At 40.0% G+C, this 25,223-nt stretch carries 20 protein-coding genes and 2 pseudogenes; 16 read left to right on the forward strand and 6 right to left on the reverse strand.

Features of this window, described 5'->3' with window-relative positions; translation table 11 throughout:
- Nucleotides 1–31: 31 nt before the first annotated feature.
- The 11 genes and pseudogenes from ftsB to recA all read left to right on the forward strand — a co-directional run bounded on the left by ftsB (nt 32) and on the right by recA (nt 7,511).
- Nucleotides 32–319, forward strand: coding sequence for a cell division protein FtsB (gene ftsB, locus PUND_RS05565; RefSeq protein ID WP_008110330.1), 288 nt, complete (start codon nt 32–34; stop codon nt 317–319).
- Nucleotides 309–1,010 carry a 2-C-methyl-D-erythritol 4-phosphate cytidylyltransferase gene (gene ispD, locus PUND_RS05570; RefSeq protein WP_008464229.1) on the forward strand — a complete coding sequence of 234 codons (702 nt, stop codon included), beginning with the start codon at nt 309–311 and terminating at the stop codon, nt 1,008–1,010. Before ftsB ends, ispD begins: the two co-directional genes overlap by 11 nt.
- Nucleotides 1,007–1,489: a 2-C-methyl-D-erythritol 2,4-cyclodiphosphate synthase gene (ispF, locus tag PUND_RS05575; RefSeq protein ID WP_008464226.1), complete on the forward strand. Its 483-nt coding sequence runs from the start codon at nt 1,007–1,009 to the stop codon at nt 1,487–1,489. Before ispD ends, ispF begins: the two co-directional genes overlap by 4 nt.
- Complete coding sequence (gene truD, locus PUND_RS05580) at nt 1,486–2,535, forward strand: tRNA pseudouridine(13) synthase TruD (protein WP_010387747.1); 1,050 nt, start codon at nt 1,486–1,488, stop codon at nt 2,533–2,535. The genes ispF and truD overlap by 4 nt, the downstream gene beginning before the upstream one ends.
- Nucleotides 2,516–3,280 carry a 5'/3'-nucleotidase SurE gene (gene surE, locus PUND_RS05585; RefSeq protein ID WP_010387748.1) on the forward strand — a complete coding sequence of 255 codons (765 nt, stop codon included), beginning with the start codon at nt 2,516–2,518 and terminating at the stop codon, nt 3,278–3,280. The genes truD and surE overlap by 20 nt, the downstream gene beginning before the upstream one ends.
- Nucleotides 3,270–3,908, forward strand: a complete 639-nt coding sequence (locus PUND_RS05590) for a protein-L-isoaspartate(D-aspartate) O-methyltransferase (protein ID WP_010387750.1) — start codon at nt 3,270–3,272, stop codon at nt 3,906–3,908. Before surE ends, PUND_RS05590 begins: the two co-directional genes overlap by 11 nt.
- 9 nt (nt 3,909–3,917) lie before the next feature.
- Nucleotides 3,918–4,496 carry a YqaA family protein gene (locus tag PUND_RS05595; protein WP_010387753.1) on the forward strand — a complete coding sequence of 193 codons (579 nt, stop codon included), beginning with the start codon at nt 3,918–3,920 and terminating at the stop codon, nt 4,494–4,496.
- Between the two features lie 41 nt (nt 4,497–4,537).
- Nucleotides 4,538–5,362 carry a peptidoglycan DD-metalloendopeptidase family protein gene (locus tag PUND_RS05600; RefSeq protein ID WP_010387756.1) on the forward strand — a complete coding sequence of 275 codons (825 nt, stop codon included), beginning with the start codon at nt 4,538–4,540 and terminating at the stop codon, nt 5,360–5,362.
- A 117-nt stretch (nt 5,363–5,479) separates the two neighbouring features.
- A pseudogene (locus PUND_RS05605) lies at nt 5,480–5,995 on the forward strand (sigma-70 family RNA polymerase sigma factor); the annotation flags it as partial.
- A pseudogene (locus PUND_RS05610) lies at nt 5,989–6,399 on the forward strand (CinA family protein); the annotation flags it as partial. The pseudogenes PUND_RS05605 and PUND_RS05610, both read left to right, overlap by 7 nt.
- 68 nt (nt 6,400–6,467) lie before the next feature.
- Nucleotides 6,468–7,511, forward strand: coding sequence for a recombinase RecA (recA, locus tag PUND_RS05615; RefSeq protein WP_008110343.1), 1,044 nt, complete (start codon nt 6,468–6,470; stop codon nt 7,509–7,511).
- Between the two features lie 108 nt (nt 7,512–7,619).
- Here recA and PUND_RS05620 read toward each other — a convergent pair whose 3' ends face one another.
- A complete protein-coding gene (locus PUND_RS05620; RefSeq protein ID WP_010387760.1) occupies nt 7,620–9,740 on the reverse strand; it encodes a TonB-dependent siderophore receptor in 2,121 nt (706 codons plus the stop codon).
- 203 nt (nt 9,741–9,943) lie between these two features.
- Nucleotides 9,944–11,113, reverse strand: coding sequence for a DcaP family trimeric outer membrane transporter (locus PUND_RS05625; protein WP_010387761.1), 1,170 nt, complete (start codon nt 11,111–11,113; stop codon nt 9,944–9,946).
- Nucleotides 11,114–11,530: 417 nt separating this feature from the next.
- On the opposite strand from PUND_RS05625, the gene acs reads away from it, so the two are divergent.
- The 3 genes from acs to PUND_RS05640 all read left to right on the forward strand — a co-directional run bounded on the left by acs (nt 11,531) and on the right by PUND_RS05640 (nt 15,981).
- On the forward strand, nt 11,531–13,471 hold the full coding sequence (gene acs, locus PUND_RS05630; protein WP_010387762.1) for an acetate--CoA ligase: 1,941 nt from the start codon (nt 11,531–11,533) through the stop codon (nt 13,469–13,471).
- Between the two features lie 92 nt (nt 13,472–13,563).
- On the forward strand, nt 13,564–14,214 hold the full coding sequence (locus PUND_RS05635; RefSeq protein ID WP_008111545.1) for a response regulator transcription factor: 651 nt from the start codon (nt 13,564–13,566) through the stop codon (nt 14,212–14,214).
- A 159-nt stretch (nt 14,215–14,373) separates the two neighbouring features.
- Nucleotides 14,374–15,981, forward strand: coding sequence for an AbgT family transporter (locus PUND_RS05640; RefSeq protein WP_010387765.1), 1,608 nt, complete (start codon nt 14,374–14,376; stop codon nt 15,979–15,981).
- A 536-nt stretch (nt 15,982–16,517) separates the two neighbouring features.
- Here PUND_RS05640 and PUND_RS05645 read toward each other — a convergent pair.
- Nucleotides 16,518–18,404, reverse strand: a complete 1,887-nt coding sequence (locus tag PUND_RS05645; protein WP_010387766.1) for a hypothetical protein — start codon at nt 18,402–18,404, stop codon at nt 16,518–16,520.
- Nucleotides 18,405–18,880: 476 nt separating this feature from the next.
- On the reverse strand, nt 18,881–19,711 hold the full coding sequence (purU, locus tag PUND_RS05650; protein ID WP_010387767.1) for a formyltetrahydrofolate deformylase: 831 nt from the start codon (nt 19,709–19,711) through the stop codon (nt 18,881–18,883).
- Nucleotides 19,712–20,117: 406 nt separating this feature from the next.
- On the opposite strand from purU, the gene PUND_RS05655 reads away from it, so the two are divergent.
- Together PUND_RS05655 and PUND_RS05660 are read left to right on the forward strand one after the other, a co-directional pair.
- Nucleotides 20,118–21,785, forward strand: coding sequence for a methyl-accepting chemotaxis protein (locus tag PUND_RS05655; RefSeq protein ID WP_010387768.1), 1,668 nt, complete (start codon nt 20,118–20,120; stop codon nt 21,783–21,785).
- A gap of 223 nt (nt 21,786–22,008) precedes the next feature.
- Nucleotides 22,009–23,361, forward strand: a complete 1,353-nt coding sequence (locus PUND_RS05660) for a magnesium transporter (RefSeq protein WP_010387769.1) — start codon at nt 22,009–22,011, stop codon at nt 23,359–23,361.
- A gap of 87 nt (nt 23,362–23,448) precedes the next feature.
- Here PUND_RS05660 and PUND_RS05665 read toward each other — a convergent pair whose 3' ends face one another.
- Complete coding sequence (locus tag PUND_RS05665) at nt 23,449–24,444, reverse strand: GGDEF domain-containing protein (RefSeq protein ID WP_010387771.1); 996 nt, start codon at nt 24,442–24,444, stop codon at nt 23,449–23,451.
- 353 nt (nt 24,445–24,797) lie between these two features.
- Nucleotides 24,798–25,175 (reverse strand): DP-EP family protein, encoded by a 378-nt coding sequence (locus PUND_RS05670; protein ID WP_010387773.1) that lies wholly within the window; start codon nt 25,173–25,175, stop codon nt 24,798–24,800.
- Nucleotides 25,176–25,223: the final 48 nt, after the last annotated feature.

Below are 25,223 nucleotides of genomic sequence, written 5' to 3' on the forward strand. Positions count from 1 at the left end.
GATAATTAAAAATTAAAATAAGGAGTGTTTAATGCGATTTTTTCAATTTGGCTTGTTGTGCTTAGCACTTTTTATCCAGTATCGCCTTTGGTTTGGTCATAACGGGGTGCAAGACTACACCCGTTTAAAAAATGCGGTGGCATCGCATCAACAAACTAACGAAAAACTAATAAAGCGTAATAAAGTATTAAAAGCGGATATAGAAGATTTAAAGCTCGGCCACGAAGGCATTGAAGAGCGTGCCCGCAACGAATTAGGAATGATTAAACCGGACGAAACCTTTATTCGTGTTTTACCGGCTCAACACCATGACAAATAAACAAACTATTGCTGCTATTGTTCCTGCCGCAGGTGTTGGCAGTCGAATGCAACACACAACACCAAAGCAATATATTTCCTTAGCAGGAAAAACCATTTTAGAGCATACGCTCGCTAAGTTATCGCAGTTACCGCAGTTAAACTCTATAGTGGTGGCTCTGAGCGAAACCGACCCCTACTTTGACGACCTTACGCTAGCTGATCCTCGCATTGTGCGTGCTATTGGCGGTAAAGAGCGCGCAGATTCAGTGTTAAACAGTTTATTGTTTTTAGCTGCCAACCCACCTGCTTGGGTTTTGGTGCACGACGCAGCAAGACCTTTAGTGGATATTGCTGATATAGAGCGCTTGATAGCACAGTGTATGCAGGCTGATGAAGGCGGCATTTTAGCCAGCAAAGTAAAAGACACTATAAAACGGGGGCAAAGCCATGCACAGCAAACAGTGCCTCGTGATGATTTATGGCAAGCGCTTACCCCGCAACTGTTTAAATACGACGAGCTTAAAACGGCATTGCAAAATGCGCTTAACAGCGGCGTTACTATTACTGATGAAGCCAGTGCAATGGAGTGGGCAAATAAGCCGGTAAAGCTGGTAGCAGGGCGTAGTGATAATATTAAAATCACCACCCCAGAAGATTTAGATTTAGCAGGCTTTTTACTGCAAAAACAAAATAATGAGAGTGCAAAATGATACGAATAGGCCATGGTTTTGACGTGCATAAATTTGGAGGCCAAGGGCCTTTAACTATCTGCGGCGAAAAAATTGATTATCCACAAGGCTTTTTAGCACACTCAGATGGTGATGTAGCTATTCATGCCTTATGTGACGCTATTTTAGGATCATTAGCGCTGGGCGATATTGGTAAGCATTTTCCGGATACGGCCAGTGAATATGAAAATATCGATAGCCGTATTTTACTTCGCCATGTAGTGAACCTAGCCAAGCAACAAGGTTATGTATTGGGCAATGCGGATGTCACTATTGTGGCACAAGCACCAAAAATGCTGCCGCACATTCAAGCGATGCGTGGCAACCTTGCCAGTGATTTAAATGCCGAGCTTTCACAGGTAAATGTAAAAGCTACCACTACCGAAAAACTCGGTTTTGAGGGGCGTAAAGAAGGCATTTCAAGCCATGCCGTGGTCATTATGAGCAAACAAAACGCATGAGCGAATTAAATTATTTATATGGCGCGCCGCTTTCCAAAGCCGACTTTAAAACCACCGCAGAAGACTTTATGGTTGATGAGGATCTCGGTATAGAGTTTACCGGCAGTGGTGAACACGTGTGTTTGCAAGTGGTTAAAAAGGGTGAAAACACCCAATATGTTGCCAAGCTGATTGCACAAAAAGCGGGTGTATCGCCACGTGATGTAAGCTATGCCGGTATGAAAGACCGCCATGGAGTATGCTCGCAGTGGTTTAGCGTGAAAGTACCGATTAAAAAGCATATTGATTTTACAGAGCTGAACAGTGAAAGCGTGTTTGTGGTATCGCAGCAGCGCCATGAGCGAAAATTGCGCACCGGTTGCCATAAAGGAAATAGATTTACTATTACCTTGCGCAATGTAACCGAGCCGCTTGATATTCTGTGCCGTATAAACGCAGTACGCGCAGGTGTGCCTAACTATTTTGGTGAACAGCGCTTTGGTCGTGATGGACACAACCTAGTGATGGCCGAAAAGATGTTTGCCGGTGAGCGTATTCGCGATAAAAAGCTGCGAGGCATTATTATTTCTGCCGCGCGTTCACATGTGTTTAATCAAATTGTTAGTTTACGCGTGGCTGAGCATGGCCTTGCTAAAACCATGCACCGCGAAGTATTTATGCTCAGTGGCAGTAATGCATTTTTTGAAGATGCGATAAGTGATGAAAATATTGCACGGCTTGCCTCTGGCGATATTATGATGTCGGCGCCCATGGTGGGCAAAAGTGAAAAAGGCTTAACCGAACAAGAAAAAACATGGTTGGCACCGTATCAAGCATGGTGTGATGGCTTAGGGGATTTAGGGCTTAAAAACGAGCGTAGAATGCTGCGTTTAATACCCCAAGAGCTAAGCATAGAAACACTTGATGAACGCACATTAAAACTCAGCTTTGGTTTACCCAAAGGCTGTTTTGCAACGGCTTTACTGCGCGAACTGGTTAATTATACTGACGCCAGCCCACGCGAGCGAAAAGAAAAGGATACCGCAGATGAAGATTCTATTAAGTAATGATGATGGTGTTAATGCCAAAGGTATTGCTGTTTTATATCAAGCATTAACACAAATTGCTGAGGTAACGCTGGTTGCTCCAGATAGAAATTGTAGTGGTGCTAGTAATTCACTAACGCTAATGAATCCGCTGCGTGCCACAACGCTCGACAACGGATTTATGTCGGTAAACGGTACACCCACTGATTGTGTGCACTTAGGTGTTAATCAATTAGTGGATGAAAAACCCGATTTGGTAGTTGCCGGTATCAATCATGGCGGTAATTTAGGCGACGATACACTTTACTCTGGTACAGTTGCTGCGGCGACTGAAGGTCGTCATTTGGGCTTACCAGCGATTGCGGTATCTTTGTGCTCTCATCATGGTGAGCATTTTGAAACAGCGGCAGCCGTTACTGTAAATATTATTAAAGGACTTGCCTCACATCCGCTGCCGAAAGATCAGATCATTAATATTAATGTTCCCGATATTCCGCTCTCTGAGCTCAAAGGTGTTCAGGTAACTCGTTTAGGGGCTCGTCACAAAGCAGAAACCATGACCAAGCAAACCGATCCATGGGGACGCGATATTTTTTGGTATGGATCGCTAGGGCTTGAAAGCGACGCAGGTGAAGGCACTGACTTTTATGCGGTTAATAATGGCTATGCATCAGTGACCCCGTTAAGCGTTGATATGACTGCCAAAGACAGTATTAAAGCCGTGGGAGAGTGGTTAGCCGAGTTGGAGATTAACCGTGCTGGCTAATTATACTCGTAGTGCACAAGCGCTTTCAGACTTATTACAGCGAGATGGCGTAGAAGATAAAGAGGTTTTAAAAGCAATAGCGCAAATTCCTCGGCATATTTTTATTGATGATGTACTCAAACACAAGGCGTATCAAAATACCGCGCTACCTATAGGACAAGGGCAAACTATTTCTCAGCCCTATATTGTTGCGCGCATGACCGAGCTAATGCGATTAGCCGGTGTGCAACATAAGGTGTTAGAAATAGGCACCGGGTCGGGCTATCAAACTGCGGTTTTAGCTAAAACCTTTGATAAGGTATATTCGGTAGAGCGTATTAAAGCTTTGCAATGGCAAGCTAAACGCCGATTACACCAGCTCGATTTGTACAATGTCACCATGAAACATGGCGATGGTTGGCAAGGCTGGCAGTCACAAGCGCCATTTGATGGCATTATCGTGACCGCTGCGGCAACCACCATTCCCCCCGAGTTACTCGCACAACTTGCAGATGGAGGCGTATTACTGGCCCCTATTGGTGAGGCAGAACAAAATTTAACCATGGTTATTCGCCAAGGCGATAGCTTTACAGAGCATGTAATTGCGCCAGTAAGATTTGTACCTTTAGTCCCTGGTGATATTGAATAGGAATTCATTTTGAAGTTGTTTACCAAGTTATACGATATGGCGCTAGTGTGGGCTAAACACCGCCACGCAGAACGTTATTTAGCAGGAATGAGCTTTGCCGAATCGGTTTTTTTTCCGGTCCCGCCCGATGTAATGTTAGCGCCGATGTCGCTAGCGCAACCAAGTAAGGCATGGCGATTTGCAAGCTTTGCTACGGTTGCCTCTGTGCTTGGCGGCGTGCTGGGTTACTTACTTGGATTTTGGTTGTTTGAACCGGTTGTAGAGCCCTTTATTGCGCAAATGCAATGGCAAGATAAATTTAATACGGCGCTTGCATGGTTCAAAGATTACGGTGTTTGGGTGGTATTTATAGCGGGGTTTTCGCCTATTCCTTATAAAGTGTTTACCATTGGCGCTGGTGTATTACAAATGGCGTTTTTACCTTTTATTATTGCCTCAGGTATTGGGCGTGGCGCGCGTTTCTTTTTAGTATCTGCTTTAATGAAATGGGGCGGAGTTAAAATGGAACAAAAATTACGCCAATATATTGAAGTACTTGGCTGGGCAGTGGTTGCTTTAATCGCTGTTGCGTACCTATTGTTGCGATAATCGCCATAATATAATGATATTAAAACAGAGGGCAAAACACATTGAATAAACAAATACGCTGTTATGTTGCTTTATTTATTAGTGTTTTGCTTTGTGCATGCTCGTCTCGCCATGTTCCCGCTCCTGTAAGTAGTTTAAATAATAATATTAATGACTATCCTTCACGGATTAATATTAACGGTGGTAAGTACACGGTACAAAAAGGCGATACACTTTATTCGATTGCTTTTAGTGCTGGAAAAGATTTCAGAGAACTTGCAAAAAATAATTCAATTCCATCACCTTACACTATTGTTCCTGGTCAGGTTGTATCCCTTTTAGAACCAAGTAGGTCAAGGGTTACACAAAAAAAGTATAAAAAGAAAGCTGTTAAAAAGTCATCTCATTTACAAAAAAGTAACAGAAAATTAAAGAAAGAGCTTGATAAGCCGAAAAAACGTAGGTATGTTCAAAAACAAGCTAACCAAAAAATTAGTCAGTCTCAAGGTTCTTCAACTAAAAAGTTGAGTTGGTTTTGGCCTGCTAAAGGTAAAATAACAAAACGCTTTTCTAACAAGGAAAATGGTTATAAAGGCCTACAGATTGCTAATAGAAAGGGTACTGCCGTACTCGCCGCTGCAAAAGGAACAGTAGTTTACGCGGGTAGTGCACTTAGAGGTTACGGTAATTTAATTATATTGAAACATAATGATGATTACCTAAGTGCTTATGCACATAACTCAACGTTACTTGTGAAAGAAAAGCAAATAGTGAAGGCGGGACAAAAAATAGCAGAAATTGGTAATTCAGAGTCTTCAGTAACGGCACTTCGTTTTGAAATTCGTTATCGAGGAAAAGCTGTTAACCCTGCTAAGTACCTACCCTGAACTGAAGGTGTTGATTGACTGTTCTGGAGAAGGCTCATGGCTAATACAGCAAAAGCTAATAAAACGACTACAGACCTTAATCATAAAGTTATTGATAGCTTGCTCAGGAGAAGTCTTATGGCTGATGTAGCAAAAGCTGAGAAAACCCCCACTGATGATAAGTTTGACGACTCTAAAATAGAGGAGACAACGAAGTTACTTGATGACGTGGAAGATGAAGATGTATTTGTAAAAGAAGAAGTCACTAAAAACCTCGACGCCACCCAATTATACTTAGGCGAGATTGGTTTTTCCCCTCTATTAAGTGCAGAAGAAGAAGTGTTTTTTGCACGAAAATCGCTTAAAGGCTGTGAAGCCTCCCGAAAACGCATGATCGAAAGTAACTTACGCTTAGTTGTGAAAATTGCGCGTAGGTACAACAATCGTGGGCTTGCTCTACTTGATTTAATTGAAGAAGGTAATCTAGGGCTGATCCGAGCTGTTGAAAAGTTTGATCCTGAACGGGGTTTTCGATTTTCTACTTATGCCACATGGTGGATACGCCAAACCATTGAACGGGCAATAATGAATCAAACCCGTACTATTCGTTTGCCTATTCATGTTGTTAAAGAGCTTAACGTTTATTTACGTACGAATCATGTACTGGTGGTGGAGTGAGTTATTCGCTTACCGATACCCCCGGAAGTTCAGCATATATTGACCGTGCATTTGTTACTTATAGCAATAACGCCAAGCAAGAATTACTCAATGTGAAGCATGCTACCCTCGAGCAATTTGGCGCAGTAAGCGAACAAACAGTCATTGAGATGGCTGCAGGCGCCTGTAAGGCTGCAAATGCTGATATTGGCATTGCTATTTCAGGAATTGCAGGTCCAGGTGGTGCTACTGAGGGCAAACCGGTAGGGCTCGTGTGGTTTGGACTGCAAATTAACGGTAAACACTGGACGTTTGAACAAGTATTTAATGGTGATAGGGCGCAAGTTAGGCTGCAAGCTATTGTATTTTCTTTAAAAAATATAATAGAGAAGATAAAATAATAAAATTAGCTTGATACTGTGATTTCATACAGTATACTTGTCTGCATTAGCTGGATTTGGAGAAGAAAATGAACGATAACAAACAAAAAGCGTTGGACGCAGCTTTATCACAAATTGAACGTCAATTTGGTAAAGGCTCAATCATGAAATTGGGTGACAATAAAGCGTTAAACATTGACGCTGTATCAACAGGCTCGCTAGGTATTGATATTGCCTTAGGCATAGGCGGCTTGCCGATGGGGCGTATTGTTGAAGTATATGGCCCAGAGTCATCAGGTAAAACAACGCTAACATTGCAAGTTATCGCTGAAGCTCAAAAAGAAGGTAAAACCTGTGCCTTTGTTGATGCTGAGCATGCTCTTGATCCAATTTATGCACAAAAACTAGGTGTTAACATTGATGAGTTACTGGTATCTCAACCAGATACGGGTGAGCAAGCACTGGAAATTTGTGACATGTTAGTGCGTTCAAGCGCGGTTGATGTAGTGATTGTCGATTCGGTTGCAGCATTGACACCAAAAGCTGAGATTGAAGGCGACATGGGTGATTCACACATGGGCCTACAAGCACGTTTAATGTCGCAAGCATTACGTAAGCTTACAGGTAACATTAAGCGTTCAAACACACTATGTATTTTCATTAACCAAATCCGTATGAAAATTGGTGTAATGTTTGGTAACCCTGAAACAACAACTGGTGGTAATGCCCTGAAATTTTACGCCTCTGTACGTATTGATATTCGCCGTATTGGTTCGGTAAAAGAAGGCGATGAAGTTGTTGGTAATGAAACGCGCGTTAAAATTGTGAAAAACAAAGTTGCACCGCCGTTCAAACAAGCTGAATTTATCATTATGTATGGCGAAGGTATTTCTAAGCAGGGCGAGCTGATTGATTTAGGTGTTAAGCACAAAATTGTTGAAAAAGCGGGTGCTTGGTACAGTTACAATGGCAACAAAGTTGGCCAAGGTAAGTCTAATTCGATTAAGTTCCTTAAAGAAAATCCTGAAATTGCAGATGAAATTGAAGGTAAATTACGAGAGATGCTATTGCTAAAAGCAACGGTTGAGCCAGAAGATGGCGAAGACGTATTAGGTGATGAAGGCGACCTTTAAGCCCATTTGTTTTAAAGCTTGATTTGACCCGAGCTTAAAAAAAGCGCTAACCATTAGGTTAGCGCTTTTTTATTGTTTGCTATAAAGTGACTTAAAGCCTAGTTAGCTTTATAGCTGCCAGTTAACTGACAATGAGTAGTTACGCGGTGCCCCGTAGTAACCTTGCTCCCAATAAAGGCTGTTTATGTACTTTTCATCAGTACTGTTATTAACATTAAAGGTAACACCGACGTTTTGAGTAATTTCGTAGGTGGCCATTAAATCTAATAAGCCATAAGCATCTTGTTTTGTAGTTGCCAATGCGTTGCCTGCTGGATCTTTCACTTGCACACGGCTAATAGAATCTTGCCAGCGGTAATTAGCACCTAAGGTTAAACCATCAATAAATGGCACTTGATAAGTGGCTGCCATTTTTAATTGGTTTTCTGGGGTGTAATCTTTAACGAGTTCATCACCATCAATACTTAAATTACTAAAGCTGATGCTGGCACTTAAATCATCAGTTAAGCGACCGCTTAATTCAATTTCGAAACCATCACTGTTAATACCATCTGCAGCGTAATAACGCGTATCGCTTGGAAGGGAGCCCGGAAGTGCAACAGCAAGTCCATCTTGCTTAGCATCAAAATAGGCCAGTGTTACAAATACTTGCTCATCTAAAAGTTGTGCTTTTAAACCAACTTCAGCACTTTTACCAATAACAGGAGCCAGTTGTTCAGCGTTAATGTCTAATTCTTTTTGCGGCACAAACGTTTCTGTGTAGCTAGCGTAAGCTGATAATGACTCGGTAAAATCGTACACAGTACCAATGTAAGGAATAACCTCTGAGTCATCGCGGGTTTGCACTACACTATAAGCAGTACCTTTAGTTTCCCAGTCGGTATAGCGTACGCCAGCCAAAATGCTTAATGGATCTGCTAGTTTTATACGAGTTGAAACATAGGCCGATCTTTGTGTATTTTGTACATCACTGCCGTCAGGTTTATCAACCAGTGTTGCTTCTGGTGCTATCCCATCCCAAGTCGCTAAATCAGGCATCGCAGGGAAACCATTTCCTGTGCTGTAGTCATAAAGAGATTGGTCATTAAAGTCCATGTTTGCTTGGCTAATGCCGAATGATAAGTCGTGCTCTAAAGAAAATAGCTCAAACTTACCGCTGGCATATAAATCAAACAAATCTTGTGTGTCTTTGTAATCATAACGACTCGCATAGCCGGTTAAACCTAAACCAGTATCTTTATCTGGGGTACCATATACATAAAATAACTCAGAATTTTGTTCATTTTTTATATGGGCATAACGGGCTTTAGCAACCCAAGTCGCTGATAAGTTTTGCTCAAGTGTTACATAGATACGTTCAGCGCTATTATCCCAATACGACCAATCTGCAGCTGTACTAGTTGACTCATCATAATCAGTTGGTGAACCATCAGTGTAATAAAGCGGTAACGCGCCCCATAGAGGGCTATCGGCATCTTTTTGCTGGTTTACATAGTTAATGCTTAGTAGTGTATCGTCAGTTAGCTTACCCTCATAGGCAAGGTAGGCAATGGTCTTATCGGTTTCGTAACGGTCTAGGTACGACTCTTTATCTTGCTTAGTAAATACAGCACGAACAGCGTGTTCATCGTTAATCGGTGCGGAAACATCAATATCTACACGTTTGTTATTCCACGAACCATAAGAAGCCGATGCATTAGCTTGCGTTGTGTAGGTTGGCTTTTTTAGCACCATATTAATAGTCGCAGATGGGTTACCTGCACCGGTCATCATGCCATTGGCACCACGTACAATTTCAACGCGATCATAAATTGCAGTATCTAGTGTACCTTGAATTGAACCGGAATTTTGCGGTGTCCCTAAGCCATCAATTAAAAAGTTAGTTATTTCAAAACCACGCGCTTTAAAGTAAGTACGGTCAGTTTCTATTTGCTCTACTGTTACGCCAGGTGTGCTTTCTAATACTGCGTTAATATCATCAAGTGAAAAATCATCCATCAGCGCGCGTGAAACAACAGAAATTGACTGTGGGGTCTCTTTAATTGTTAGACCTAGCTTAGTCGCAGACTGTGCTTCTTCGGTGATATAGTTTTTATGATGTTGCCCATAAACGGCTATTTTTTCTAGAGGCAGGTTGTCTTGCGTGTCGTTTGCAACAGCATATCCAGATAAAACGAGTGAAGTAAGTAGACTTAGTTTAAATGCAGAGTTTTTATGTTTGTGCAGCATCTTGTTTCCCATAAGATTAAATTTGGTTGGTAATTTAATCTAAATGAGAGTGATTTGCAATTACGTTTGCGCGGTATTTTACACGTCTTTGACATTTTTTAAGTAAAGCGCATGGATTTGGTTAACTTGAGCTCTGGTTAAAAACAAAAAAAAGCGGCCGAAGCCGCTCAGGAAGTAAATCAGTATTTTAATTGGTTAGGAAATTAAAACGCATACTTTACAGAAAATTGTAAACGATCTAGATCGCCATCTACGCCACTTTCAAGCTCTCGTTCTGCATGTTTAAATTCCGCACCAAAGGTTAGACGTTTAACCGGTGAGTATAAAATATTTGCACTGTAGCTTTGGCTTGATTCTGTAGGATCGCCATACATTGCAAGTAGGTTTTCATCGTTATCAGCAGGTAAGAACGAATATAGGAAAGTAGAGCGCCACTGGCTATTCCACTTATGTTGATATGCAATAAAACCTGATGTTGAATCAATCGCATCTAGGTCATCACCATTGAGAACCGCACCACGAGCTACGTTTAGACCAACATAACGACCTAGTCCTTTACCTTGGGTAAGCATAAATTTTAGATTGTCTTCACCAAGTTTCACCATACCCGATGCACTAACACCAAATGAGGTTTCATCGGCATCAACACCACCTACTTTGTAGGTCAGTTGACGAGCAAGGGCTGCTACTACAAAGTTACCCCAATCCGCTTTGTGAGTATAGCGTGCGGTAAAGTCAGGTAATGAGGCATCATCAGTCACTGCCATACCACCACCTGCTGTAGTAATTGTGCTTTCTGGATTTTCTAAAGAGAAAGACCATGCACCTGTAGTGTATTTAATTTGAGATTGACGAACGAACACTGTGCCTTCTGCTGGGCCAACAAAATCAAGCGCTTCTGGTAATGCACCAACGTTTTGAAAGTTTGACCACGTTTGACCAAATAACCATCCATCATATGAGATAAATGCATGGCGAATACGCGGCGAATATGAATTAGACACACGCTCGTTACCGCCTGGGGCAGAAGCTAAAAAGTCTAGCTCTATTTTAGTTTTAACCGTTTTACCGTTATCTAATAAGGTAGCAGTTCCAAAATTGAAACGTGACTCACGAGCGTGCATATCAAATACAGCGTCTGAACTATCATCGCTACCGACTGTTAATGTACTTGGTACATAAAAGTCACGGCCAACACTGCTGCCTGCAGGAGCGCCTGCTGAGTAGTCACTCCACATTGCGTCGAGTTTAATGTATCCACCATAGGTGAATTCTGTATCACCTATTTTCGCAGCTGTAGCAGCATAAGCTGTGCTAGAAAGTGCACATAGTACAGCAGTCGCTGCCAGTGTTTTAATTGGAGTAAATTTCATTGTTGCGTCCTTTTATAGGCTACTTGTTGTATGTTGTTTGCTTATGATATGCATTAATGTGTGTTACTTATATAGTACTAACAGATTGAATTTAATTATCTTTAATTTAATTTGTTAGTAAATACGAGTTATTAATAAACAATCAAGGTTTTTATATATTTAAGCTACTGTTGTATATGTACACAATTTACTCAATCAACTATTAGTCTATTAGACTAAGGTTTAATAATTATTGAAGGCTCATATACTTTTATTTAATAGTATGTTTTTTATGTAAATAAGGTGTAGCCATGAGGATTATAGATAAGATAATCGTTGTTTGAACCCAGATACAACTAATGTCTAATATTTAATAGTGCACTGCTGAGTAATCCTTGATGAAAAGCCTAAGGCAAGTAATATAAATTGGAGACTAATATGTCACAAAGTATCTATCCAGTTCCTGCGCAGATAAAAAACGCAGCGCTCGTCGATAATGAAAAATATAATACGATGTATAAACAGTCTATTGAAGACCCTGAAGGGTTTTGGGCTGAGCACGGTAAGCGTCTTGACTGGTTTACTCCATATTCAAAAGTAAAAAACACTTCATTTGACAAAGGCCATATCAATATTAAATGGTATGAAGATGGCTACCTGAATGCCTCTTATAACTGTATTGATCGTCACTTAAAAACAAAAGCGGATAAAGTAGCATTAATTTGGGAAGGTGATGATCCTTCACAAAGCGAAAATATCACCTACCAACAGCTACATGATGAAGTGGCAAAGTTTGCCAATGGTTTAAAAAAATTAGGTGTTAAAAAAGGTGACCGTGTAGCCATTTATATGCCAATGAGCCCGCAAGCTATATACGCAATGCAAGCTTGTGCCCGTATAGGTGCTATTCATTCAGTTATATTCGGTGGCTTTTCACCGTCAGCTATTGCGGATCGTATTAATGATTCGGGTGCTAAAGTGGTGATCACCTCAGATGAAGGCCGACGTGCAGGTAATTGTGTACCGCTAAAAGCCAATGTAGATGAAGCCGTATTACAAGATTCAGTCACCACCGTTGAGCATGTAGTGGTACATAAACTAACTTCAGGCGATGTTGATTGGCACGACCATGATATTTGGTGGCATGACTTAGTTGCAGACCAAGCGCCAGATTGCGAACCTGAACACATGAATGCTGAAGACCCGCTGTTTATTTTATACACCTCAGGTTCTACCGGTCAGCCCAAGGGGGTGGTACACACCACTGGTGGCTATTTAGTGTATTCATCTATGACCCACGAATACATTTTTGATTTAAAAGACGATGATATTTTTTGGTGTAGTGCTGATGTTGGCTGGATCACAGGTCACAGTTATATTGCTTATGGGCCGCTCGTTAATGGGTGTACACAAGTCGTATTTGAAGGCGTACCAACTTACCCAACTGCTGGTCGTATGGGCGAAGTGGTTGATAAACATAACGTGACAATTTTATACACAGCACCTACTGCCATTCGTGCATTGATGGCTAAAGGCGAAGAGCCGATTGCAAGCTCACATCGTGACAGCTTACGCATTTTAGGTTCTGTGGGGGAGCCGATCAATCCAGAAGCGTGGACTTGGTACTATGAAAAAATTGGTAAGTCGAATTGCCCAATTGTAGATACTTGGTGGCAAACCGAAACCGGTGGCATCATGATTGCTCCATTACCAGGTGCAACTGATATGAAACCTGGCTCTGCAACTCGTCCATTCTTTGGTATTGCACCGGCATTATTTGATGCTGAAGGTAATACATTAGAAGGTGCGGTTGATGGTAACCTTGTGATTTTAGATAGCTGGCCTTCACAAGCACGAACCGTTTATGGCGACCATGAGCGCTTTGAACAAACCTACTTTAGCGCTTATCCTGGTGTGTACTTTACTGGTGACGGTTGTCGTCGTGATGAAGACGGTGATTATTGGATAACAGGACGCGTTGATGACGTACTTAATGTGTCTGGGCACCGTTTAGGTACTGCGGAAATTGAAAGTGCGTTAGTTGCTCATGAAGCTGTAGCTGAAGCGGCAGTAGTAGGCTACCCGCATGATATTAAAGGCCAAGGTATTTACGTTTACATAACTCCTAACGAGGGTGTAACGGTGAGTGATGAGCTAACAAAAGAGATCCGTAATTGGGTACGTAAAGAGCTAAGCCCAATAGCATCACCAGATATGATTCAGTGGTCTCCAGGTTTACCAAAAACACGTTCTGGCAAAATTATGCGTCGTATTTTACGTAAAATCGCGGCAAATGAGCACCAACAGCTTGGTGATACTTCAACACTTGCGGATCCGTCAGTGGTTGATGAGCTAGTAGAAAATCGATTAAATCGTTAATTTCGCGTTAAAAGCTTGATTAGAAGTTGATTCTAAACGTAGTATATCGGCTGTTGTCTATTGGATAGCAGCCGAATTTTTGGGAGTGAACAATGAGTCAGTTTTTAATAGCGGACGATCATCCGTTATTTCGTGAAGCACTAAAGGGCGCTTTGAGTGCAAAGTTTGCAGGTTTAGAAGTATTTGAATCAGCGGATTTTGATAGCACATTGCAGGTGTTAAGCGAACAAGAAGATCTTGATATATTACTACTAGATTTACACATGCCAGGTAACGGTGACTTATACGGCTTGATCCGTATACGTGAAGATTACCCAAGCTTACCTATTGCGGTGGTTTCGGGTAGTGAAGATGTAAATATTGTTTCGAAAGTTATGGGTTATGGGGCAATGGGGTTTATTCCTAAGTCATCATCATCTGACGATATTGCCAACGCAATTAACCAAATACTCGAAGGCGATACTTGGCTGCCAACCGAACTAAAAAGTAAAGTGGCTGAAATAGAAGGCGCAGATAGAGAAATTGCTGCACAAGTAGCATCACTTACTCCACAGCAATACCGTGTATTACAATATTTGCACGAAGGGTTACTGAATAAACAAATTGCGTACGAACTTCACATTTCAGAAGCCACAGTCAAAGCTCACATCACTGCCATATTTAGAAAACTCGGTGTTTATAATCGAACTCAAGCTGTTTTAATTGCTGCAAAACTACAACTAGAACCGATAGAGCAAGCTTAAGCAGACTAAATAAGAGGCGAGAGCCTCTTTTTTGTAACCCCATCACAATAAAACCCATCAGTTAATTACCATGACATAACAAGTCATTCATCTTTATTACATGACCTGCTCAGAAAATAATGCTAGGTTACGGGCATTTTGTAATTAAGAGAGCATGGTATGTCAGACTCAATGGACTCACCACACACATCCCAAGATGAAAATCAGGCCGCAAAGGGCGGTTGGTTTAATCGATTTTTAGCCACGGTAGAATTTTTAGGGAATATGCTTCCCCATCCAATTACCTTATTCGCGCTGTTTTGTATTGCCATTATTTTATTTAGTGGCGTTGCTGATTGGTTTGGACTTAGTGCTATCGATCCTCGCCCTGAGGGCTCTGCTGGGCGCGATCCAGATGGTGTAATTGAAGTTGTTAGCTTACTCAGTGCCGAGGGCTTACAGCGTATTGTAACGGGATTGGTAACTAACTTTACCAGCTTTGCCCCATTAGGTACGGTGTTAGTGGCGCTATTAGGTGTAAGTGTTGCTGAACATTCTGGGCTATTGTCTGCGGCAATGCGTGGCATGGTTATGGGTGCATCTAAACGCTTAGTTACCTTTATGGTTGTATTCGCTGCTATTTTATCAAACACAGCATCTGAGCTGGGTTATGTCGTATTGATCCCCCTAGCGGCAATGATATTTCATAGTTTAGGTCGTCATCCGCTTGCAGGCCTTGCTGCAGCATTTGCTGGTGTATCGGGTGGCTATAGCGCTAACTTATTACTGGGTACTATCGATCCGTTATTAGCGGGTATTACGACGCCTGCAGCACAAATGATTGATCTAACTTATCAAGTAGGCGCTGAAGCAAACTGGTATTTTATGATGATTTCAGTATTGCTAATTGCTGTTTTAGGTACACTTGTTACTGAGAAAATTGTTGAGCCACGTTTAGGTAAATATAATCCAGATGAAGCCAGTGAAGATTTAGCTCAAAATAATATTGCCGGTTTAACTGCCAAAGAAAAATCAGGTTTAAAATGGGCTGGGGTTTCATTACTTCTGGTTTCATTGTTACTTGCTTGGACTATTGTTCCTGCCGACGGTATTTTACGTAACCCTGAAACGGGGCTGGTTGCTCACTCTCCGTTTTTAAAAGGGATTGTGGTGTTTATTTTTGTCACCTTTGGTATTCCTGGTTTTGTATATGGTCGCGTGGTTGGCACCATGAAAAATGATAAAGACGTGATCAATGCCATGAGCAAAAGTATGAGCTCTATGGGCATGTACATTGTATTAGTGTTTTTTGCTGCACAGTTTGTGGCATTTTTTAAATGGACTAACTTAGGTACGATTTTAGCGATTAATGGTGCCGCATTACTACAAGCACTTAGCTTAACTGGACCGGAAGTATTTGTACTGTTTATTTTAATGTGTGCGTTAGTTAACTTAACTTTAGGCTCATCGTCAGCGCAGTGGGCAGTAACAGCACCTATATTTGTTCCTATGCTGATGCTTATAGGTTATGCCCCCGAGACAATTCAAGCGGCTTACCGTATTGGTGATTCAGTAACTAACTTAATTACTCCGATGATGAGTTACTTTGGTTTAATCCTCGCGGTTGCCACTAAATACAAAAAAGACATGGGAATAGGTACTTTGGTAGCCACTATGTTGCCATACAGCTTAATTTTCTTTGTTGGCTGGGTGGTACTGTTTTATTTATGGGTATTTGTTTTAGGTATGCCAGTAGGTCCTGGGGCACCAACGTATTACACACCCTAATTAGGTAAGGTTTAATATTTACTTATAAAAAATGCCAGCTTAGTAGCTGGCATTTTTAATTTTGATATAAAGCTAATTATGAAAATACGACGGTTTTATTGCCATTAATAAACAGCTAGAGTATTACCAAATAGGTTTAATAACATGCCGCCTAAACAAAGGCTTCTTTTGGAGCTAATAATACAACTTTGGTTTTTTCTTCGCCGTGCAGTACCACTTTTGCAATCCTTCGCAAAGTTATAATAAAAAATCGCTGCGGGATTAGCCTGTGAGTTCTGCTCTCATAAAAAGCGTTGTGCATCTTTATCAACAAGGCCTAATAATATCTAAATTATGCTGATTACAGAGTTTGGTAATTTTGGCTAAGCCTAATATCGTTTGCGTATTAGTTGGTTAGTGTATTACTTATTTTCCTCATTTCCCTCCCTGTCTTTACTGCGCTTGCAGGGGGGAATTACATTTACATCAATGTGTAGAGAGGGGGATTTTAGTGTGGAAAGATGCCACCTAATAATAAGGTGGCATATATAGATAAGCTAGGTTTTTGGCTCAGACGCTAAATCGTCTTCCTGACGTAAAAAACCAGCGGCTTCCTCATCATCTTTGGTTAAAGCTGGCTGCATAGGCATAGCCCGTGTTTGCTGGTTTAACTGGTGCAATTGAGATGCATTGCCTAAATCGCGTTCGCTAGTGATAGAGGCAATTGATTCTCGATCTTTCAAAAATGCAATTACATCTTTTTTGATTGCTTGTAATTGACCTTCATCTTTATGCATTTCCATAATATGTCGAGGATGCTCGAGGTTTTTCATGCCTGTAGCTGCAAAGGTTGTAGAAACAATGCGCGAAACAATCACCCAAGGCGTTATGCTGCTACGTACCAAGGTATTTTCCGAGCGTGTGCTATCATGAATACCGGTGCCCGTTGATATTTTTGACTCAGTAAATGTGCCCTCGCACTTGAAGTACACGAGTAAAGATTCAAATTGCATTTCAGCAAAAAATAAATGGGCACTATTGCTCAGCAGCTGAGCAAATGCTTTAACTAATATGCCGATAAGCAATAAATGAACACTTGCCATTAACAGCTCGCTAAACTCAATAATATTTTTATTATTAAAGGCTTGTTCAATACTATTTATATTAGCAGCGTCAATATAGTGGTAAATATTAATAAAAGAGTAAGCAAGCAACACAGTAAAGGTAAGCGCTACAATGTAGAGTAAGTTACCACTAATTAACGCAACTAAACGAGAAAGGTTAAAGTGCTTACCTAAATCCATTGTGTGTAGTTTAGGCTGAATCTCTTGAATCATTTCGCCTTTAAACCCGCCTTTTCCTTCAATTTGCTCTTGTAGTTTAGGATCTAGCTCACGATAAACCCTATTAGGTACTTCTTTATAACGGCGATTAGCCATTACTAAGTTATCAAGATTTATAAAAATTTCATCTGGATGAACAGACTCTTGCCAGTTTTCACGTAGTTCTGATACTTCAGCGCTTGGTGTCACTTCGTTTAAACGCGCTTTAATCATCACAAAAACAAGTGCACAACTAAGTGCAGCTAAAATAATAATGGCAGTTAAATAGAGGCCCGCGTTAAGATTGGGTAATTGCTCAAGCCAATTGTCTATTTGTTGTTTGCTTATGCGCTGTTCCTGCATTATCCACGACATAGACAGGCCTATAGCAATGGGCAATATAAAGGATAAAGAAATGATTTTAGCAAGAGCACCAGTACCTAAGGCTTCAATATTTTTCTCTGCATTACGTGAAATAGGTTTGCCAGAAGAGCGCCAAGAAAACAGCACATAAAACATTAATATGGCACTATATATTGGAAAAGCTAGTTCGCCAGCTTCACCGGTAAAACCAGACAGTGACACAAAGGCGACCAATGCGTAAGCGATAAGAGCAACCAGTGTGCTTATCCATGAGCCAAATAAACGTTGGGCAACATTACGTATTGGGTAGGGTAAAAATAATAGTTTTGGTACTAAACTATGTAGCAAACGCGATAAAAAGCCATTCGGTTCTTTAAAAGTACTGTTTTTGCGACCAACAAGCATTTCTTCTAATGTTTGCGCAGTGTAGGCTACCTCGTTTTTTTCTTCTTGTGCAGTTGAGGTTTGCGACTTGCTAAAATTAAACGCCAGCGATGTTGGGTGGTTTCTACCTACGAAGTACTTAAGTGTTGCATAAATACCACCCGATAAAGTCCGAATGCCTAGGGCGAGTATTAACATGCCAAATATCATTAAGATCCAACCTGCTGTTGCATCTTCTTTTACAGAGCTAGACGCGATAACAAGCAAGCTGACGCCAACAACAGATTCAATAAGCCCTCTTATTGCTTTTACTTTACCTTCCAGTTTGAAAGGGTTTTTTAGTCCAAGATCGATTGATCCGTAATCAAAAGCCATCAAATGCTCCTTATAAATAGTAAACCCTAAAAAGGGAATATCAGCATAGCTAAAATAATGCATGCATTAAGACATTATTGCTTAATTTCTGATTATATATCAATAATATTGTTCAGCTTAAGGTTACTTGAATATGATAAGTTAAATCTCTTAAAAGTTGTTATTGCTTAAAAGGGAGTGTAGTAAATAACCTGATATTTCAGCTAATCCATAAAGTGAATGGTTTTGCCAAGAGGAAAATTGCATATTTTGGCCGTGGAAGTTGATAGTAAAGGCCGAGGAAAATAATGATATAAATCTAACAAAAGGCTCTATTTTCGGTTCTATTAGGTTGAATTTACTTGCAATAGAAAACAGCTGATACGTAAATTTACTTTGTTTTAATAAAGTCTCTTAATCAATGTTCAGGTTTAGTTATATTGGATAAACAAATGCCAGCTTATTAGCTGGCATTTTTAATAGCTATATAAAGCTAATTATGAAAATACGACGGTTTTATTGCCATTAATAAACAGCTTATGCTCTGATGCTAGTTGCAGTGCTTTACAAAACACCGTTTTTTCCACATCTTTACCCATTTTAGCCATCATCTCAGCTGTATTCGCATGAGTCACACTCGATACGTCTTGTAAAATAATAGGGCCTTCGTCTAGCTCATTATTAACAAAGTGAGCCGTGGCACCAATAATTTTCACACCACGCTCAAACGCTTGATGATAAGGTTTTGCACCAATAAAAGCAGGTAAAAATGAGTGATGAATATTAATTATTTTACCCTCAAAACGACCTACAAATTCAGGGCTTAAAATACGCATATATTTAGCTAGGCCAATAATGTCAGGGTTATAGCTGGCAATTAAGTCACCGACTTTTTCGTCGTGCTCACTGCGCGTAAGTCCTTCATGAGAAACCACATGAAAAGGAATATCAAACCCTTTCACTAGAGGCTCTAAAGTAGGGTAATTGGCGATAACGGCGAGTATCTCTATGTTTAGGGCTTGTTCAAATTGCTTAAGTAACATGCCGCCCAAACAATGAGCTTCTTTTGTAGCTAATAGTACCACTTTGGTTTTTTCTTCACCGTGCAGTGCCACTTTTGCGCCAGCTGGTAATACGTCGCGAAGTTGTGACAAAAACTCAGCATGTGGTTCGCCTGTAAGCTCTGTGCGCATAAAAAAGCGTTGTGCATCTTTATCAACAAATTCGTTGTTACGAATAATATTTAAATTATGTTGATTACACAGTCCGGTAATTTTGGCGATTAAGCCTATATCGTCTGCGCATTGGGTGGTTAGTATATAACTCATTTTCCTCATTCTTACCCAGTGGTTAGTTGCTTCATTATTTGTGTTTTAACTCAGAAAGCAAGACCTTTGTGTGATGGCCAATGTTTAATTTTAATTTACGCTAAGATAGCGTTAGTAAGGTTAATTTAGCTTTAAGTAAGTTTAACAAATTGTGTTCTAGTAAGGATTTAAAACAAGGAACTAAATCAGTTGTTTATTACTATATTTATACTATTGTCTAGTTAAAAAGTTGTTTTTAGTGTGCTTTACTAGCATACGAGTATATTAAATTGCGAATTAACTCTGTTTGTGCTTAATTTGTATACAAGTGTGGCGCTATTGTAAGTAATATAAACAATGGAAACTTAGCTGCTAAGCGGCTGAAAAATAAAAAGCTTAATGGCTTATAATGTTAATTGGAGAAATAATGGGTAATTTAAGCTTAAAAAACAAGTTGCTACTGTTGGCTGTTTTACCATTGATAGTATTACTAATCAGTTTTATGGCGGGCTCTTATTATTTAGAGAAGCAGAATCAACAGCAAAACTTTAATGAGTTCAAAACTAAATTAATTGCTGATAAACAAACCTTGCTAAGAACAGAAATAGAAATCGGCTCTAAAGTAGTGCAATACCAATTAGCACAAGGAAATGAACAAGACGCTAAAAATGCGTTGCGAGATTTAACCTTTGGTGAAGATGGTTACTACTTTATTTATGATACCAATGGTATTAGTGTTTTTCATGCCTTATTGGGTGATGCAATAGAAGGTCAAAATAAAATAGGCATGACCGACCCAAACGGTAAAAAAATAGTGGTTGGCTTACTTGAGCAAGCGCGTAAAGGCGGTGGCTCGTTTACCTATCATTTTCAAAAGCCCAACACCACCGGCTTAGTCGAAAAAATTGGTTATGCTGCAATGATCCCAGGTACCAATTGGATGATAGGCACTGGCACATATATGGATGATATTGAAGCTGAATTGGTAAAGTATCAAGCAACTATGGAACGCCATTTAAGTGAAAAAATGACCACTTTGGTTTTAATATCACTTCTACTTCTTGGTTTAGCAGCAGCCGGTGCGTTGTATGCTTCTAATAATATGCTAAAACCGATTAAACGTATGGTGCAAAGCTTAGATGATATTGCCAAAGGGGAGGGGGATTTAACCCGACGCTTAGAAATAGATACTCATGATGAAATTGGTCAGTTAGGTGAATCTTTCAATGTATTTGTGAGCAAGCTACACAGTATTATTGCCGGTGTGGTTGATGTAACAAGTGACGTTAAAACAGCTTCTTCAGATATTAATACGCAAACATTACTCATAGAAGACAAGTTATTAAAGCATAACCATGAAACCGATTTAGTGGCAACGGCGATTACCGAAATGTCAGCAACCTCGCATGAAGTTGCGCAAAATACCACACAAGTTGCAGTGTCAACGCAGGCGGCAACAAAAGAAGTGGCTAACGCGCAAGATTGTGTGGATGTTTCACTGAGCGAAGTATCAAACTTAATGGGCGAAATTAATCAAGCAGCAGAGCAGGTTAACTCGTTAAGTGAGCAATCTAAAAAAATTAATAGCGTATTGAGTGTAATTGGTGGCATTGCTGAACAAACAAACTTATTGGCATTAAATGCGGCAATTGAAGCGGCACGCGCAGGTGAGCAAGGTCGGGGGTTTGCGGTGGTGGCTGATGAAGTTAGAAGCTTAGCGAGCAGAACCCAAGACAGCACATTAGAAATTAACGAAATGCTAAGTGAGTTACATAATTTAGTAACGGCAGCTGTTGATGCTATGCATGCGAGTCAACAAAGCTGTAATCGTTCAGTTGAGTCTTCTCGCGCTATTTCTGAAAGCTTAGGTGCGGTAACCACGTCTGTGACTACCATTAATGATATGAGTACACAAATTGCTACAGCGGCAACAGAGCAAAGCAGTGTAACAGAAGAAATTAATCGTAACGTGTATGCGATTCAAGAAATAGTTAATGAATTAACACAGTCGAGTAAAACCACTTCTTCAGTAAGTCAGCACCTAGCAGGGCGAGGTGAAAACTTGGGTGACCTAGTAGGACAATTTAAAATATAGATAGCGTGATTTAAATTGCTAACTACGCTAAGCCGTAACATTATTTGTTACGGCTTTTTTATTGGTTGGCGCTGAGTGGGTGATAGCGGCTATAAATATCTAACGACACAGAGATTTTTTAATATTTTTATTCGTCTCTAATGTACACTATTAGCTATTCTTATTAATAAGTGCTTACTTATTACAGTAAATTTATAGTGAAAGACTATTTTAGGGTTTTGAAATGATAGAGTATCCGGTTGATCAGTTACCACAACTCATAAACGACTTATTGCAGTGTGATACCACAGAGCGCAAAAATAAATTACTTATAGATGCTCAGCAAACCTTATCAACCGAACATTTATCTTTGTTGTTTGAAGCTATTCCTAAAGAGCAACGCCTTGAAATTTGGCATTTATTAGATGAAGACACGCAACACGAAATTTTCGTTAATTTAAGTGAAGATAGCTGTTTGTGGTTATTGCAGACTCTAGATGACAGCGACGGTTTTAAATTATTGGACGAAGTTAATGTTGAAGAGCTGCTTGAATTAGAAGAGGTTATTCCACAACGTTTTATTGATTATGCAAAAAAGCAGCTAGATGAAGCACAAACCAAACAATACGAACTGGCGCAACAATATACACCTGAGCAGTTAGGTCACTGGATTGGCTTTGACTTTTTAAAGGTGTCTGACAAGCTCACTGCTGGTGGCGCTAAAAAGCTGCTACATAAAGGGTTACCGCAGTACAGCGAAGTGATTTATTTAGTGAGCCGTAAAGGTAGCTTAATCGGCGAAGTGGCAGTTAATGACCTAATAAAAGCAAATGATAACGAGAGCTTAATGACTCTTGCTAATCATGACTTTACTTCACTGCACGCAGACCATGATTTATATGAAGCCGCCGAGGTGGTTATTCACAGCGAGCAAATGGCTATGCCTGTGGTTAATGCCGATAACAAACTAATAGGACGTTTAACCATTGCATCGGCTTACGAGTTACGTCAAGAAATCGCTGACGAAGCAGCAGCAAAAGCCGGTGGTTTACGTGAAGACGAAGATTTATTTGCCAGTGTTCGCAAAAGTGCTAAAAACCGTGGTATTTGGTTAGGTATAAACTTAGCAACCGCATTTTTAGCCTCTTGGTTTATAGGTTTGTTTGGCGCCACCATAGAACAAGTGGTGGCTCTTGCGGTATTAATGCCAGTAGTGGCGTCAATGGGCGGAATTGCCGGTAGTCAAACCTTAACAGTTATAGTACGCGGTCTTGCGCTTGGTCAAGTTACCGACTCGAACCGTAACGCTCTACTCAAAAAAGAGCTGCGAGTAGGGGCGGTAAATGGCTTGGTGTGGGCTTTAGTGATTGGTTTGCTAACGTATCTATGGTTTAACGATATTATGCTTAGTATAACCATTACCGTGGCAATACTGCTGAATTTAGTGGCTGCATCGTTGGCGGGCGTAGTGATCCCGTCTATTTTAGATAAAATGAAAATTGACCCTGCATTATCAGGCTCAGTTATTTTAACCACAGTGACTGATATTGTCGGCTTTGTAACCTTTTTAGGGTTAGGTAGTTTATTGTTACTTTAAAATCGGCTGTTATTTAACTAAACGCCACCTCCATGAAGTGGCGTTTAATATGGATATAGCGTCATGAAAAGGTCTTTAATTTAAACTTTAAACAATCGTACTTATTTTATTTCTGCCTTCCGTTTTTGCCCGGTATAAAGCCGTGTCTGCGGCATATAACAGCGCCTCGTAGGTGCGGTACTGGTTATTATTTTCACAGGCAATTCCTTGGCTTACCGTAATTTTAACCTCTGGCGGCAAACCTAAGTCGGTAAAGCTCATTTGTGCAATTTGTTGTTGTATATGGTTGGCCACAACGGTGGCGGTTTTTATATCGCAACGGGGTAAAATAATGGCAAACTCTTCACCGCCATACCTAGCAGCTAAACACTCTCTAGATGGAATGCATTGTAATAGCATTTTTGCTATTTTCTGTAAGCATTTATCGCCTTTAATATGCCCATAGGTATCGTTGAATTTTTTAAAGTGATCAACATCAATTAATATACTGGTTAAAGGTTGTTGGCTTTGAATACTCTCTTGCCAGTATTTTTTTAACGACTCATCTAAAGCTAAACGGTTAGCAAGCCCAGTTAAATGATCGGTTGAGGCCTGTATTTTTAAACGGTTATACATGGCTTTATGAGTACTAAGATCGTGAAGTATACATACGTACAACTTTTGTGCCGATGTGATACTTTTTGGCATACTTGATATTGATAAGTCAGCTTCAATCACATCGCCATTGGCTTTGTTTATAGCAACTTCATTTGGGCCAATGCTAAGAGGGGTGTCCTTAATACCAATCCAATTTAATAAGGTCTGTTTATATTTATCAAGGTCTGAACCGTGTAAAAACGACAGTAAATTTTCGCCTATCAGCGACTGTTGAGAGTAACCAAGTAATTGAGCAGCTTTTGGGTTGGCAAATTCAAAACCACCCTGTTCATTCAGTACAAAAATACCTTCGGCGGTGCCATTAAATAATTCAATTAATGCATCAAATTGAGTATGAGAAAAAGAGGATGATAAAGCGCTATCGAAGAGCAATGCTTTATCGTTATCAGTTGCTGCAGTCTTTTTATTGTTAATTTGTTTCGACACGTTTTAGCCTTAGCATGGTACAGACGTTTTTGATGTCTACAAATTTACTTAAAAAAGTGCAATTAAACCTTTCGGTAATCTTCTGAATTTAATTGTTTGATTTTTAATGTCTTTTTTGTGTTTGTGTTTGTGTTTGTGTTTGTGGTTTGGTTTTATTTGCGGTTTAAATAGCAGTTAGTGTGTTAAAATTTATTGTTAATTAAAATATTCATTTAAATTTGTTGTTGGTTATACAACATTTAAAACTAATTAGTAATAATATGAACAACTTTTAAAGTTATGTATGTTTGAACTTTCTAAATAAAAGACGCTCATTTAGTTCACAGCTAAATGAGCGTTTTGAGTTCTAAATATTAACGAGGTTCATTTCTAACTTGTGGATCTGCGCTAATGTATTTTTGGATTGTTGGGATTGCAACAATAAACTGCAAGCATAAATCACCTGCATTTTTATTTGAATCAACAACCACTATAGATTGACCACCGTTGATTATTTTAAAACTAAAATCTTCTACTATCGGTCCACTCAGCTCTGCACCAACAAAATAAAAACCACGTTTAAGTGTTTCTTCATCTAAAGTATAGACACCATGAGTGTTTGGAACTGTTACCTCTCCACCACCTGATACCTCATGACCATTTTCTGTGTATTTGAATACAGCCTCGTCGTTCTCATTAATTGTTACGTTAACACTAAACTTTATAAGTTGATTGTTATCTACTGTAGTCATTGTTTACATCTCTTTTTTAATAAGTAGTAGGATACTACTGAATATATT

This window comes from Pseudoalteromonas undina (assembly GCF_000238275.3).
In the GTDB taxonomy this organism is placed as follows: domain Bacteria; phylum Pseudomonadota; class Gammaproteobacteria; order Enterobacterales; family Alteromonadaceae; genus Pseudoalteromonas; species Pseudoalteromonas undina.